This is a genomic window from Psychrobacter sp. NPDC078929 (genome assembly GCF_050267985.1).
Classification (GTDB): domain Bacteria; phylum Pseudomonadota; class Gammaproteobacteria; order Pseudomonadales; family Moraxellaceae; genus Psychrobacter.
Window position 1 is genome coordinate 139,819 of sequence record NZ_JBNNFX010000006.1, and the last position, 15,301, is coordinate 155,119.

A 15,301-nucleotide genomic window follows, 5' to 3' on the forward strand; every position below is an offset into this window, starting at 1 on the left:
CTATAGTTAACTCATACTAAAATATATAATCGTTATCAAACAACCGTTTAATTTATCTTGTGATTAGGGCGTGTCCTCATTTTAAAAATGGTGATAAAAATAAGATAAATTGCAGTCAAACAAGGAAAATAGCGCAGATAATATCGAGATATTAGTCAGCTATTTGACACCGTTTGGCAAGATTTAGCCATTTTTAACCCATTTAGATGACTATCGATTGAATTGAGGACACGCCCTAAACTCAGTTGATAAAAAATATCTTAATAAACTGTAAATATATAACAGTATAGGAATGTTTTAGTGATACAAAAGCGTTAGGATATGTAAAGGACATTACGCTTAGGAGATTTTCATGAACCGCATATTACCATCTAGAATTATAGGGTTAGTTATCATAGCGAGTAGTGCGATTTACGCAGGTTGCGCATCAACTGAGAACAGCTCTATTGTAAAGAACACAACTGCCGCTAACCCATATGCACCGACTACACCAGGATTGGCAGTAGCCACTGTAGCGGGTGGGTGTTTTTGGTGTGTTGAAGCAGGTTATGAAAAAATCCCTGGTGTGGTAGAAGTCGTATCTGGCTATACGGGTGGCACCGCTGAAAACCCAACCTACAAGCAGGTGTCAGCAGGTGGTACTGGGCATACAGAAGCGGCGCAGGTGTATTATGATCCTAAGAAGATTACTTACAACGGCATAGTACAAGCGTTATGGAGAATTGCTGATCCTACTGATGATAAAGGGCAGTATGTTGATCGCGGCACACAGTATCGTCCCGCTATTTTTTACAACAATGCGCAAGAAAAGCAAATCGCAGAAGCGGCCAAGCAATCACTACAAGCCTCTGGTGTGTATGACAAGCCAGTAGTAATTGAGATTGTTCCTGCTAGTACCTTTTATCCTGCTGAAGAGTATCATCAGGATTATTATAAAAAGAACCCAATACGCTATAAAGCTTATACCTTCAATTCTGGTCGCTATCAGTTTATCGAGAGTGTTTATGGTAAAAAATACGAGCTTGATTTTAGTAAGTTTACGCCCAAAGCAGATAGCACACAGCAAGTGACATTAAATAACATATCAGATAGCAAAGTAAGCAAAGGTTTTAACCCAGATACATTTGTAAAACCTTCACAAGATGCGCTAAAGAAGTCCCTTAGTGATATTCAGTACAAAGTCACTCAAAAAGAAGGTACTGAGCGTGCCTTTGATAATGAGTACTGGGATAACAAAGAGCCTGGATTATATGTAGACGTCGTATCTGGTGAGCCACTGTATTCTTCGCGTGATAAATATAAATCTGGTACAGGCTGGCCGAGCTTTACTCGTCCATTGGATACGAGCTTAGTGGTTGAAAAGCCAGATCGAGGAATATTTGGAACCCGTACTGAAATTCGTAGCCGTTACGCGGACTCACACGTGGGCCATGTATTTGATGATGGTCCAGCACCGACAGGCAAGCGCTATTGCATGAACTCAGCAGCTCTCCGCTTTATTCCGCTTGCAGATATGGAAGCTGCTGGTTATGGCGATTGGGTAGATGATGTAAAACCAGTTGGTTAGTGCTATTTCCTATCACTCAACCAAATAAAAAGGACGCATCATATGCGTCCTTTTTATTTGGTTGTTATTCACAACAGCCTAATCAATTAACAGCGACTTAAAACGCTGGTTGACGTTTAGGTACCGCACCCAAAAATTCATTACGGGCTTGATTGTCGTGTTGATATTCACCAAGCATCGCGGTACTACGCGTGGTTGAATGTTGTTTGCTAACACCGCGCATCATCATACACATATGCGATGCATCCATGACGACTGCTACACCGCGGCAGCCAGTAACATCCATGATAGTCTGTGCAATCTGCTCACTTAGGTTTTCTTGTATTTGTAAACGACGGGCAAACATATCGACGATACGGGCAAATTTTGACAGTCCCAGTACTTGGCCGTCAGGTAAGTAGCCGATATGAGCGACACCATGGAACGGTAGCATATGATGTTCACACAGTGAATAAAACTCAATGTTCTGTACCAGTACCAGCTCGCGATTGGCTGATGGAAACACAGCATCATTGACCACTTCTTCTATGCTTTGATGATAGCCTTGAGTCAGATGGGCAAAGGCCTTTGCAGCACGTACAGGCGTATCTAGCAAACCCGGACGATCTAAGTCTTCGCCAGTTGAAGCAATCAGTTGGCGATAAGATTCGGTACTTTCTTTATAATCTGGGGTTATGATGGGGGTGTTACTCATAAGTTTGGCAGCCATCCAAAATGTGGGTGTAGCTTAACGTTGAATCCTATCATGTGAGGATTCTTATAAAAATTGTGCAAGCTGGGAAGGGCTGTGATTATACTCGAAATCTGCTGAACTTCATACTGCTGTGGCTAGCAGTTGAGTCTTTAATCAATAAAGGGGTGCTTGGTACTCAGTCTGAACGGTTATAGTGTTAATATTCGAAGTGCGGTTTTTTCATAAAATAAGCAAACTACTATAGTCTGAGTATTTTATCGTGAAGCGTTGATGCTAAAATGCAATCTAATAACTCACGAAAAACTCTCACTGTCGATACTACTTCAGGTGATAAACTGCTATTAGTCATTTTGACGTTATTAGTTGTTTGTATCAGTCAATCCAATAACAAGCACCAAATACAGTTTACGACTGTTTACTTAAATTAATTCGTGTATAATAACTCATCTTTTCATTTGTACTATTTAGGGCGTGTCTTCATTTCAAAAATGGTGATAAAAATGAGATAAATTGCCGTTAAACAAAGAAAATAGCGCAGATAATATCAGGGTATTAACCAGCTATTTGATGATGTTTGGCAAGATTTAGCCATTTTTAGCCCATTTAGATGACTATCGAGTGAATTGAAGACACGCCCTAGTAGTCTCAATCTTCTAATTACTCTAAATAAATTCTTATTCTAAATCATCTCGATTGATTCAAAAGGAAATCTTATGCTACTGCAAGGACAACGATTTGTCGTAACTGGCATCGCAAGTAAACTCTCTATCGCTTGGGCTATCGCAGAAGCGCTGCACCGCGAAGGGGCCTCACTAATCCTGACTTACCCGAATGACAAAATCAAAAAACGCGTCGATATGGCCGCTGAAAAATTCGAAGCAGATTTGGTTCTAGAATGTGACGTAGCTTCTGATGAGTCAATTGCTGCGTGCTTTGAGCAAGTGACTGCTCATTGGGGTGACGGTATCGATGGTGTGGTACATGCTATTGGATTTGCACCGATGGATCAGTTGGATGGCGATTTTGTCAATGCCACGACTCGTGAAGGCAGTCACATTGCGCATGACATCTCTAGCTATAGCTTTGTTGCATTGGCAAAAGCAGCTCGTGAGTTACTAGCGATGCGCCATGGTTCTATGTTGACATTGACCTACGAAGGCAGCATTTCAGTATTGCCAAACTATAATGTCATGGGTATGGCAAAAGCCAGTTTAGAAGCCAGTGTTCGTTATTTAGCAACGTCTATGGGCGGTGAAGGTATCCGTGTTAATGCGATATCTGCAGGTCCTATCCGCACGCTAGCGGCTAGTGGCATTAAGTCTTTCCGCAAAATGCTCGATATCAGCGAAAAAATTGCGCCATTACAACGCAACATCACACAGACAGAAGTAGGCAACGCCGCATTGTTCCTATTGTCGCCTTGGGCATCTGGTATCACAGGTGAGATTATGTTCGTAGATGCAGGCTTTAATACAGTTGCTATCAGTGAGCAGTTGATGATGCTTGATGAACCAGCACAGTAATTGTTATAGATGATTCGTGTAATAATAGAAAAGACAGCCAATTGGCTGTCTTTTCTAGTTATACTATGAGTCTTTTTGGCTACGTGCTTTTTTTAGCAGTGTGCACTTTTAGTTAAGTGCTTTTGAGCGAGGGATATGATAACCAAGTTACCAAAGTGGATACTATGGGGCGGGGCAGTATTGGCATTTAGTGCTGGTTGTGTGAATACGACGGCGTTAATGGGATTTGCCAATTTATCAGTGTCGCACGTAACGGGCAATGTAAGCTTGTTTGCAGCGGCTATCGCTCATTCAGACGCGCGTAGTATTTTATATATTGGTACCTTGTTGCTGTCCTTTTTGGCAGGGGCTATACTAAGCGGCTTTGTCATTGGGCAGACATCATTGAAACTCGGCCGTCGCTATGGACGAGCGCTATATCTAGAAGCAGCACTACTGTTGGTTAGCTATTGGTTGTATCAGCAGCATGACTACTTAGGGCAATTAGCAGCAGCAATGGCATGTGGACTGCAAAATGCGATGGTCGCAACTTATAGTGGGGCGGTCATTCGTACCACTCACTTAACAGGGCTAACATCAGACATGGGTGCAGCAATCGGTAACTGGCTTGCGGGTCGTTCTATTAGTAAGCCAACCTTAGGGTTTCAAGCCATTATCTGGTATTGTTTCTGCGGTGGTAGCGCAGTAGGCGCTTTCTTGTTTGCAAAAGTCAGCTATGATGCTTTGTTTGTTCCCATCGCCATTGTATCGACAGCAGCATTTGTATACAACTATGTCTCAGATCATCTGCCAGAGGTGAGAGAACCAAAAAAAGATAGGCGCTTATCATAGTGATAAACGCCTATCGTGCCTATTATTAACTGTATTGGTTTTTGCATGTTTATTTAGGTGTAGAATAGCGAGCTATCAAAACATGCTTTGGTCTTATTCTTTATGATCTTCGTGCTCATGCATCCCTTGCATCATATCGAGCATAGAGTCGTCAGTACGTTGTTGATCTTCTTTGGCTAGGCCATCTTGATTGATGTCTTTTGGTGCCATTTTGGTCGTTGAGTCCGTTTTATTTGAGTCTGTCATAAAGTACTCCAGTGTTTTTATTTACTTCTTAATAGAGATGTTTTAATTAAATCTTTATTTGTTGACGCTCGTATTTAGTAGCGCTTGGCTTTTATATAACTTATCTAGTATGCAGTGTGACCATAGTCTTGTACATATACAGAGTACACTTGTTTAGTGACTATGTGTAACTAATGCTGCAATCAACCATGCCACTAATAATGAAGCTGATCACATGATTAATGACTAAGTTTGCGAATTACTAGTATAAGTTGTAGAAAGACTAATTTCGACGTATATATCTCAAGTGATGTCTGCAGATAATTAGATTTACCTCAGTAGTAATGTATTTATTAAAATACACTAACCAACCATTTATGTTTTATTTTTAGGTTTCTTACACCGTCTTTGATTCAATAAGGACATTCTATGTCAGAGCAAAAGCTAGATAGTCATCTTCCTAATGATGGCAATGAATATTTATTTACTGATACTTTCCCAAAAGGTACAGGCAAAGGGCTGATCGTTGTCGCGATTGCCGCGATTATTGCGTTGATTATTTACAATGTGTTGCCGTTCGACATCAATGCGAATAAAGGTCTCGCAGTCCTGTTTTTTATTGGGGTACTTTGGCTTACAGAAGCTGTGCACGTCACCATAACAGCGCTACTTGTCGTAGTAATCGGTGCCTTGGTTGGCATACCAGACTTCGATGCTGAAATCGGTCTGCAAAGCTTTGCCAATCCTACTATTTATCTGTTCTTTGGTGGTTTTGCTTTGGCAGCAGCATTGCATGTGCAGCAGCTAGACAGAAAGATCGCACTAAAGATTCTATCGATGTCTGGTGGCAAACTGAGTACAGCTGTATTTTTGATATTTGGTGTGACGGCATTTTTATCGATGTGGATATCAAATACCGCTACGGCTGCGATGATGCTCCCGTTGGCACTCGGTATCTTGACGCAAGTTGATCGTGAAAAAGACCGCGGTACGTTTGTATTTGTACTATTAGGTATTGCTTATTCAGCAAGTCTGGGTGGTTTGGGTACGATTGTTGGTTCGCCGCCCAATGCCATTGCTGCAAAAGCACTCGATATTGCCTTTGTAGACTGGATGAAGTTTGGTATTCCAATGATGTTGGTACTGTTACCATTATTGTTGGGTGCGATGTATGTGTTCCTAAAGCCGAACCTAAATCGTACTATTGTCCTCGTTGATGATGCGCCGATTGCTTGGAACAAGCCACGTATCGTCACTATCATCGTCTTTATCGTTACGGCATTGAGCTGGATATTCTCCAAAAAGATCGGAGCAGCTTTAGATATCACGGATACTGATGCTATCGTTGCACTAACAGCAGCGGCAGCAGTAGTGAGCTTAGGGCTAGTGTCTTGGAAGCAAGTATCAGACAATACGGATTGGGGTGTGCTCATGCTTTTCGGTGGTGGTATTGCGCTATCGACAATTCTGAAAGTATCTGGGGCGTCTTTGGTACTAGGGGAAACTGTAGCAACTGCGCTGTCTTCTGCACCACTTATCATTGTGATGATGGCAGTCTCAGCATTTATTATTTTCTTGACAGAATTTGCTTCCAATACTGCCTCGGCAGCATTGTTAGTGCCTGTATTTGCCGCTATTGCAGAGCAGATGGGTTTGCCACATGAGGTGCTCGTATTGGTCATCGGTATTGGTGCATCGTGTGCGTTTATGTTGCCAGTTGCCACACCGCCAAATGCTATTGTGTTTGGTACAGGTTTGATCAAGCAAACAGAAATGATTCGTACAGGTATCATATTAAACATCATTGCTACTATCGTTATCGGGCTATGGGCGTACTTTTTCTTGATATAATCAAGTAGTCATTAAAATCCTAGTCATATCTGCTTAGTATAAATGAAACCCCAATGTTCAAGACAAATTGAACGTTGGGGTTTTTTATCGCTTATCATACGAGATAGCGGTATAGAATGTTTATTATTAACGTCATCTTATTAAATGGATTTGATCACATGACACAGTACTTATTAAAAGCAACTGTTCTGATATTACTAGGCGCAATTGCTGTGGTAATAGTATTTATAGCAAAATATTGGGCACCTGATCGTACCGTCGCTGAGTTAACACAATGGCAACTACCCAACAGCGAATTTATAGACATACAAGGTATGCAGGCGCATGTAGTGCAGTCAGCTAATTGTCATACACACCGTGGCGATGCAGCCGAAAAAAACCGACCCGAAACAATCGTTTTATTGCATGGTACATCGGCAAGTTTGCATACATGGGAGGGCTGGACCAAGGCGCTGTCTGATCAATACTGTGTCGTGAGCATGGATTTACCAGGGTTCGGTTTGACCGGTCCTTACGTGGATGAGAGCACGCGATACAGCAGCGAAAATTATGCGGCGTTTGTCATTGAAGTACTTAATCATTTGAAGCTGGATCGTGTCACGCTAGCCGGTAATTCATTGGGAGGCAAGGTAGCGTGGCGTACTGCAGCTTTGTATCCTGAGCGTGTCAATCGATTGATATTGGTAGATTCAGTTGGTTATCCAGCAACACCCAAACATATTCCTATTGGTTTTAAACTTGCTAAATATCCAATGATGTCACCAATTCTAAATCGTATCCTACCCAGAAGTGTTGTTGAGAAAAGCGTTTTAAGTGTGTATGCAGACAATAGCAAAGTAAACGATGCCTTAGTTAATAGATACTATGAATTGACACTACGTAAAGGTAATCGGCAGGCTTTGAGTCGTCGCCTAAATGAAACTGATGATGAGAGCGATCAAGCTCAAATAAAGCAGCTAGACATGCCGACTTTGATCTTATGGGGTGCAAAAGATGATCTTATTCCTGTAGAAAACGCCGCGTTATTTCATAGAGATATACGTAATAGTCAGCTTAAAATATTTGATAACTTAGGTCATGTACCGCACGAAGAAGATCCGTTAGCAACCGTTGACGTTGTAAAGCGGTTTTTGATGAGTGAGTCAGGAAATGAATAACTTAGAAAAGAAACAGATAACAACCATCGCTGCGATTTCAGATATTCATAGTAATATCTACGCTCTTGAAGCTGTGCTTGCCGATATAAGATATCGAGATGTTGATCAGATTGTCAACCTTGGTGATATTTTATACGGGCCAATAGCACCTCATGCTACCTATGAGCTATTAATGGCAAATCGAGATGATATTATTACCATTAGAGGCAATCAGGATAGGCAGATTTATGAAGCCACTACGGCAGAAATTGCTAATAATCCAACCATGGGTTTTATTATCAAAGATCTCTCTAAAAAAGCGATTGAATGGATGCGGTCTTTGCCATTTGATTTTCATGTCAGTGAGGATGTATACCTCTGCCATGGTTCGCCGACCGATGACATGATATATTTACTAGAGGATATCGAAACGGGTCAACCAATAGTGCGTAATGATGCAACTATATTGGCGTTACTTGATGGTATTGATAATGATGTTATCTTATGTGGTCATACACACATCCCGCGTACAGTAGTACTGTCGTCAGGACAAACTATTGTGAATAGTGGTAGCGTTGGCTATCCAGCTTACGAAGACGATTTGCCTATTATTCATAAGATGCAAACTTATTCGCCTCATGCTAATTATGCTCTTATCAAGTGTATTGAGACTCAACAAGGTAAACATTGGCAAACTGAGCATGTCAGGGTCGCTTATGACCATGAAGCAGCAGCAAATATGGCTCTAAGAAACGGACGTGAAGATTGGGCATTTGCATTGAAGACGGGTAGAGTGATTCCAGTATGACAGTACTTAAAAACATTCTATCCTAGCAATGACAGCATTACCTTTAGATTAACTATGGGTTTTTATTTAATAGAGATTACATAAAATGCTAACACTATATATGGTTCAGCTGGGCGGCCGTCCTAAAGGCCGTCTGATTGAGCAACACGATATTTTCTTTGGCGCAGCCAGTCAAGTGAGTGACTTGATAGCAGATATCAATGAACATTGGCCTGAGGTAAAAAATAAATGGCATATTGATTCATATCGCGCGATTACTAAAGTGGGTAGTTATGCCATTAAGTTAATTGAACCAAGTCAGCAATTAAAGGCTGCTGCTGACTTAAAGTTATTCTTTATCAATCTAGGTGGCTATCAGCAGGACAGTTTTGAAGAATTTCACTACAAGCTACTCATCGTTGCACCTAACCAAGCTGACGCGATCAAACAAGCAAAAAAAAGTGATTTTTATAAGCAGTTTACTCTTAAAGATGAAACGTCATCTTTTAATGCAGCTTCTCATATTGATGATAAGTTTGCAGTAGATATAGATGACATATATAACGTAAACGATCTTATCTCCAATGTTCAGCTTTCGATTGAGCCTATCAGTGATATAGATGAGCTGAATGCTTGCGAAGACAAAGAATACGTCGGTTATCTAAGCATCAAGAATTTAAAGAAATTGGCGCTATAATAGATTTATCTAAATTTTATAAAAGTAACCCAATACACGCCTCATTAAATGAACTTAATGGATAGCTTAAGTTCGGATACGTTCTGTAATGTGTGATAGTTTTAGCATTATTGATACAAGAGTAATCAGGACTCGACTAACTTGAATCATACCCCAATTACCCCCATAATCTAACCACTTCTACATAATAAATAGCCTAAGCAAATATGCCCAATACTTCTAAGCCCAATATTCCTGAAAACAGCGATTCAGATGCATCTACTGTAAATGAAACTCAAGATGTTAAGAAGCCAGCAGTAGCGCTGGCGGATCTACCAGTTCTTGCCAAGGATAGCTATTACTTAAGCCGTCTTGAACGAGAGCTGGCACGTGCTGCTGTGCCTAAGAATAAAAAATCTAATCATGATTCTGAGCAAAAAAATAATTCAGATGATGTACTCGCTAAAAAACGTGCTCAGTACGAAAAAATAAAAATGCGTTCTCAAGAAGCCGTGCAGGCACGTATCGATAGTATTCCAAGTGATTTACCTGCCAAGCTAAATCTGGATCTGCCTGTTAGCCAACGCGCAGAAGACTTAGTACAAGCGATTATCGATAATCAAGTTATTATCGTTGCTGGTGAGACGGGTTCTGGTAAAACGACGCAGTTGCCTAAGCTTGCAATGCTAGCAGGGCGCGGTATTACAGGGCAGATAGGGCATACACAGCCGAGACGATTGGCTGCTCGTAGTGTGGCAAACCGTATCGCAGAAGAGCTGGGTGAGCCATTAGGTAATACGGTCAGTTTTAAGATTCGCTTTAATGAGCAAGGGACAGCGCAATCTATTGTAAAGCTCATGACGGACGGTATTCTGCTCGCTGAGTTGGGTCATGATCGGTTTTTGAGTAAGTACGATACGATTATTATCGATGAGGCGCATGAGCGTAGCTTAAATATCGATTTTATTATGGGTTATCTCAAAAAGATGCTGCCCAAGCGCCCAGATTTAAAAGTCATTATTACGTCAGCTACCCTCGATACTAAGCGCTTTAGTGAATACTTCAGCCGTTATGACAATAAGCTCAAACGGCAAGTTCCTGCACCTATTTTTAATGTAGAAGGGCGTAGCTTTCCAGTAGAAGTCCGTTATCGTCCGTTGACAGATGAGCCAGTGAACAGCTCAGAAGATGACAGCTACGATGATTTTGAAGAGAACCTGCCGCGCGCTGTGGTTGCTGCGGTCGAAGAGTGCTTTAGCGACGCGCAGAGTAAAGGTCACGCCGATCAGGCTGATATTTTGATATTTGCTGCAACTGAAGCTGAGATTCGTGAGACGCAGGAAGTGCTTGAGCGTCATGGCCCTCGCCATACAGAAGTACTGCCATTGTTTGCACGGCAGACTTATGAAGAGCAGCAGCGTATCTTTCAACCATCGGGTCGAGGTCGCCGTATTGTTATCGCGACCAACGTTGCTGAGACCGCATTAACCGTACCGGGTATTCGTTATGTGATTGACTTGGGTTTTGCGCGGATTTCGCGTTACTCATATCGCTCACGCGTACAGCGTTTACCGATTGAAGCAATTTCGCAAGCAGCTGCCAATCAGCGTAAAGGTCGCTGTGGGCGTGTTGCTCCAGGTGTTTGTATTCGTCTTTATAGTGAAGAAGATTTTAGTGGCCGCCCTGAGTTTACTGAGCCTGAGATTTTACGTACTAACTTAGCGTCAGTAATCTTGCAAATGGCCAATCTACGTCTAGGTAGTGTGGATGACTTTGAATTCATTGAGCCGCCTGATAGCCGATTGGTTACTGATGGTCATAAACTGCTAGATGAATTGGGCGCTATTACTTCTAAGAAAGACATTGCTGCTCAAGACAAAGCTAACAAGCCAAAAGCGAGAAAAGGGCTTGATCACCTACGTTTGACAGCGACTGGTCAGAAAATGGCACGTATGCCAATCGATCCAAGGCTGGCACGTATGCTGGTGGCTGGTTCTGATTTTGATTGTATTCGTGAAATGCTGATCGTTGTGGCCGCGCTTGCTGTACAGGATCCACGCGAGCGTCCTGCCAATAAACGTACACAAGCGGATCAAAAGCATGCGGTCTTCCGTCAAGACGACTCTGACTTTTTGTTTTATCTGAGCCTATGGAAGGCGCTGTTTGAAAAAGATGAAGACGGCAATAAACTGTCTGGTAATCAGCGTAAGCAGTTTGCTAAGAAAAACTATTTAAGCTTCCCGCGTGTACGTGAATGGCATCAGACGCATCGTCAGTTGGTACAGATGGTCACTGAGCTGAAATTAACTGATGTCAATGAATCAAAAGCTGCTGATAAAAATGTGGCTGTTAATGATCCAACAGCGATCGAAGACGAAGAGCTAAAAGCGGTCAAATATGCCAATCTGCATAGAGCGTTATTAACGGGTTTATTGTCTATCATCGCGCACAAGACCGAAAGCCGCGGTGAGTATTTAGCTGCGCGTCAGCAAAAGGCCAAGATATTCCCAGCCAGTACGGTGTTTAAACAAATACCACCTTGGGTGATGGCATTTGAGATGGTAGAGACTTCACAAGTCTTTATGCGTACTGTTGCCAAAATCGAACCAGAATGGATTATTTCAGCGGCAGGTGACTTGCTGAAATATCACTATTTCGAACCACATTGGTCTAAGAAAACAGGACGCGTCAAAGCCTACGCACAGATTAGTCTGTTTGGGCTGATTATTATTAGTAAGCAGCTGACTAATTATGAGCAAGTCAATCTGGTCGAGTCACGAGAGATATTTATTCGTGATGGCTTGGTGACGGGTAACTTTGGTCGCAATGCACCATTTTTGCAACATAACATGGATAAGATTGCTCATGTTGAGCGTATCGAGGACAAGCTGCGTCGCCGTGATTTATTGGTGGATGAAGAGACTCTCTATCAGTTCTATGATAAGAAAATCCCTGAGCACGTTGCCAGTCGCAAAGCGTTTGAGGATTGGCGTGCAGAAGTCGAAAAGCATGATGCCAAGCATCTATTCTTCACCGATGAAGATGTGCTTAATAGCCAAGCGCCGACCACAGGGGACTTTCCAGAAGTGTGGAAGCTGGGCGATTTAAAACTGCCGCTCCGCTATATCTTTGATCCGGCCAGCGATGATGATGGTGTGACCATACGTGTACCGCTTGCCGCATTACCGCAGCTCGACGCGATTGAGCTACTGTGGGGTGTGCCCGGTTGGCGCTATGAATTGGTATTGCAGCTGCTCAAGTCACTGCCAAAGGAGATACGTCGTCAAATCGTACCGATACCCAATACTGCAGACAGTTTGTTTGATGAGTTGCAGCCAAAAGGTGGACAAGGATTGCTGAAACAGCTATGTCAGGCATTGCATCGTCGCGGTATCATGTCGGTGACACCAGAGAACTTCAATCCATCTACGATTGATCGCTATTTGCAGCCACAAATCTGCGTGGTCGATGAGAAAAACCGTATCATCGAAAAAGGCCGTGATCTGCAAACCCTACAGATTCGTCATGCATCTGAGACCAGTCAAGCGGTAAATGAACAGCAAGGCGTGCATACTGAGTTTCCTGAGCATTTTGCTTTCAGCAAAAATCATCATAGTGCAGGTGTGGTGATGAAACAGTTTGCAGCGCTCGTCGCTGATGAAGCGGGAGAAGCTGTATCGATTCATCAATACACTGATGTCAATGCAGCACTTCAAGCACATCGCATCGGGGTGCTGACTTTAATCAAAGGAAAACTTGGTGCAAAGAAAAAGCAGTTAACGAGCCAAATCGACAGTATATTTAAACTGGCATTTGCGCCACTTGGCGACATGGATAAACTTAAAACGATCGTTATAGATGCTGCGTTAGACGCGGCTCTCGAAGAGCACTACGTCTTATTTGATCATTCTGAAAATTTACCAGAAAGCGCTGATGACATCGCAGTTGGATTGAGCGAGGAGCTACCGTTTACCTCTGAAGAGTATACTCAGACGCTCGAAGTGGTAGTCAATAACTTCTTATTAACTGGTCAAAGCGTCATCAAAACGCTTAAGAATGTCTACACTCGTTGGCAGCGTATTCGCCAAGGGTTGCTGATGTTAGATCGTGAGATATTTGGTGAGTCTATCGATGATATCGAAGATCAGTTAGAAGATTTACATTTGGCTGATTTTGTTTATCGGATGGATTACAGCCATTGGCAACAGTATCCACGCTATCTTGAAGCGTTACAGATTCGACTAGAGCGTTTGGAGCACAACCTCGACGCCGACCTTGATGGTGTCTACGCGCTTGATTTGCATATGGAGCGGCTAGCAGGACGTGCGGACAAAGAAGCCATTAGTGAGTATCGTTGGATGGTGGAAGAGTATCGTATTCAACTGTTTGCCCAGCCTATGAAAACTCGTATGGCAGTATCGCCCAAGCGTCTAAGCAAAATGTGGGACAAGGTGAGTTAGGCTAAATTTTAGTTTTGTATGGTACGTCATGTTATAGAGCACACATTGATCTTAAGATACGGGCTCTATAACTAAGCGTTCTAAATGCCATATGTTACCTACTAAATTAGATATCAATCTCAAATAAAAGGACAATTAAAATGTGGGATGAACGCTATAGCGGTACAGAGTTCGCATTTGGCACTGAACCTAATGATTTTTTGAGAGAGACATTTGAGCAGATACCTGTAGGTGGACACGTACTTTGTCTAGCAGAGGGCGAGGGTAGGAATGCAGTATTTTTAGCTGAGCAAGGCTTCAAGGTGACTGCGATGGATATGTCCGAAGTAGGGTTAAACAAAGCGAACAAGTTGGCCAAAGATAGAGGCGTAGCTATTACCACCCAAGTAGCTGATTTAGCAGATTACAAATTTGGTCAGGATAAATGGGACGCCATAGTTTCTATCTGGGCACACGTTCCTAAAACGGTACGTCAATATGTACACGCACAAGTTGGCACTGCTCTCAAGCCAGAGGGAGTATTTATCGTCGAAGCTTATACAGAACGGCAGCTTGAAACAGAGGCAGTCGGTGGACCACCTGCCAGTCAAAGGGAGCGTTTTGGCGCTTTACAGAACTTTCAACATGAGCTTGTAGGGCTGAAAGAAGTTATGGGTATAGAAAAGTTGCGTATGGTATCAGAAGGAAAGCGGCATCAAGGGCTTAGCGCTGTAGTACAGTTTGTCGGCAAAAAAGTCAGCAACTAGCCGTCGTAAGTTAAAGCTATTGGTCGTTTTAGTAGCTAACATAGTTAGAGAAGATAGTTTACGAACCACCTTCTCTATAAATTATTGAGGTTTAATGTTTGATAATTAGTGACTGGTATCTAATGACTAGTATTTAATGATTGGTACTTGATAATTGATACTTAATGATTGGTACTTAATGGCTAATTTTTTCTGTCAATACACCCATGCTATAAAGTATATAGGCAATCACAGTTAATGCGACGATAAATGGAGTAAGTATCCAAATCACAATATTGATTAAAAGTGATGGTAACAATCCATTGAACAATTCAATATCTGGTGCGAAAAAATCGGTCATAACATCGACGGCACGCTTAGCAATAGGGAATAGCAAAGTGCTGAAAGCCAACATGTAAATGTACTTGCTAAAGCCAGGGTCACTCATGACTACCATAAAGTAGAACACTGTAAAAAAAGTGATGCCAAGTGCCCAGCATTTGAGAGTGTAGCTTAAACGAATCATGTTATCTCCTCCCTAAGCTTTCTATTGATCGCTTCACATTGATCTTACGCAGAGTAAAGCTGCCCTATATATTCATTATTTTAAATACATAGTATATGTTATAATACGAATATATGGTTGAGTCAACCAATTTTTCTATTTATTTAAAATGCTCCATAAATCATTCAATTTAAAAATGAAGTTTTTTGAGGAAGAATTTCATAGATATAGTCTAATCCAAATAAAACCGATACAACCCTATTAACAATTGCATTTAATGAAATAAACGATGACTTATTCAATAGACTATCGCAAACAGGT

At 42.0% G+C, this 15,301-nt stretch carries 12 protein-coding genes; 9 read left to right on the top strand and 3 right to left on the bottom strand.

Going from position 1 to position 15,301, the window contains the following annotated elements; translation table 11 throughout:
- Positions 1 to 352: 352 nt before the first annotated feature.
- Entirely contained in the window at positions 353 to 1,567 is a 1,215-nt protein-coding gene (gene msrB / locus ACQKCG_RS05365) for a peptide-methionine (R)-S-oxide reductase MsrB (RefSeq protein ID WP_101205002.1), read from the top strand.
- Between the two features lie 97 nt (positions 1,568 to 1,664).
- Here the strand turns inward: msrB and folE are convergent, their stop codons facing one another.
- Positions 1,665 to 2,261 (bottom strand): GTP cyclohydrolase I FolE, encoded by a 597-nt coding sequence (gene folE / locus ACQKCG_RS05370; protein ID WP_227522907.1) that lies wholly within the window; start codon positions 2,259 to 2,261, stop codon positions 1,665 to 1,667.
- A gap of 713 nt (positions 2,262 to 2,974) precedes the next feature.
- Here folE and ACQKCG_RS05375 point away from each other — a divergent pair.
- Complete coding sequence (locus tag ACQKCG_RS05375) at positions 2,975 to 3,784, top strand: enoyl-ACP reductase FabI (RefSeq protein WP_101205004.1); 810 nt, start codon at positions 2,975 to 2,977, stop codon at positions 3,782 to 3,784.
- Between the two features lie 135 nt (positions 3,785 to 3,919).
- Entirely contained in the window at positions 3,920 to 4,615 is a 696-nt protein-coding gene (locus ACQKCG_RS05380; protein ID WP_057760330.1) for a YoaK family protein, read from the top strand.
- A 93-nt stretch (positions 4,616 to 4,708) separates the two neighbouring features.
- On the opposite strand, the gene ACQKCG_RS05385 is transcribed toward ACQKCG_RS05380, so the two are convergent.
- On the bottom strand, positions 4,709 to 4,861 hold the full coding sequence (locus ACQKCG_RS05385; RefSeq protein WP_166739249.1) for a hypothetical protein: 153 nt from the start codon (positions 4,859 to 4,861) through the stop codon (positions 4,709 to 4,711).
- A 408-nt stretch (positions 4,862 to 5,269) separates the two neighbouring features.
- Here ACQKCG_RS05385 and ACQKCG_RS05390 point away from each other — a divergent pair, with 408 nt between their 5' ends.
- The 6 genes from ACQKCG_RS05390 (at position 5,270) to ACQKCG_RS05415 (ending at position 14,496) form a co-directional block, all read left to right on the top strand.
- Entirely contained in the window at positions 5,270 to 6,691 is a 1,422-nt protein-coding gene (locus ACQKCG_RS05390; RefSeq protein WP_101205005.1) for an SLC13 family permease, read from the top strand.
- Between the two features lie 158 nt (positions 6,692 to 6,849).
- Positions 6,850 to 7,848: an alpha/beta fold hydrolase gene (locus ACQKCG_RS05395; RefSeq protein WP_101205012.1), complete on the top strand. Its 999-nt coding sequence runs from the start codon at positions 6,850 to 6,852 to the stop codon at positions 7,846 to 7,848.
- A complete protein-coding gene (locus ACQKCG_RS05400; protein WP_101205006.1) occupies positions 7,841 to 8,635 on the top strand; it encodes a metallophosphoesterase family protein in 795 nt (264 codons plus the stop codon). Before ACQKCG_RS05395 ends, ACQKCG_RS05400 begins: the two co-directional genes overlap by 8 nt.
- 85 nt (positions 8,636 to 8,720) lie before the next feature.
- Positions 8,721 to 9,311, top strand: coding sequence for a DUF1543 domain-containing protein (locus ACQKCG_RS05405; RefSeq protein ID WP_101205007.1), 591 nt, complete (start codon positions 8,721 to 8,723; stop codon positions 9,309 to 9,311).
- Between the two features lie 206 nt (positions 9,312 to 9,517).
- Positions 9,518 to 13,750, top strand: coding sequence for an ATP-dependent RNA helicase HrpA (gene hrpA / locus ACQKCG_RS05410; RefSeq protein ID WP_227522908.1), 4,233 nt, complete (start codon positions 9,518 to 9,520; stop codon positions 13,748 to 13,750).
- Positions 13,751 to 13,890: 140 nt separating this feature from the next.
- Entirely contained in the window at positions 13,891 to 14,496 is a 606-nt protein-coding gene (locus tag ACQKCG_RS05415) for a class I SAM-dependent methyltransferase (RefSeq protein WP_101205008.1), read from the top strand.
- Positions 14,497 to 14,671: 175 nt separating this feature from the next.
- Here ACQKCG_RS05415 and ACQKCG_RS05420 read toward each other — a convergent pair whose 3' ends face one another.
- Positions 14,672 to 15,001 carry a hypothetical protein gene (locus tag ACQKCG_RS05420; protein ID WP_101205009.1) on the bottom strand — a complete coding sequence of 110 codons (330 nt, stop codon included), beginning with the start codon at positions 14,999 to 15,001 and terminating at the stop codon, positions 14,672 to 14,674.
- Between the last annotated feature and the right edge of the window lie 300 nt (positions 15,002 to 15,301).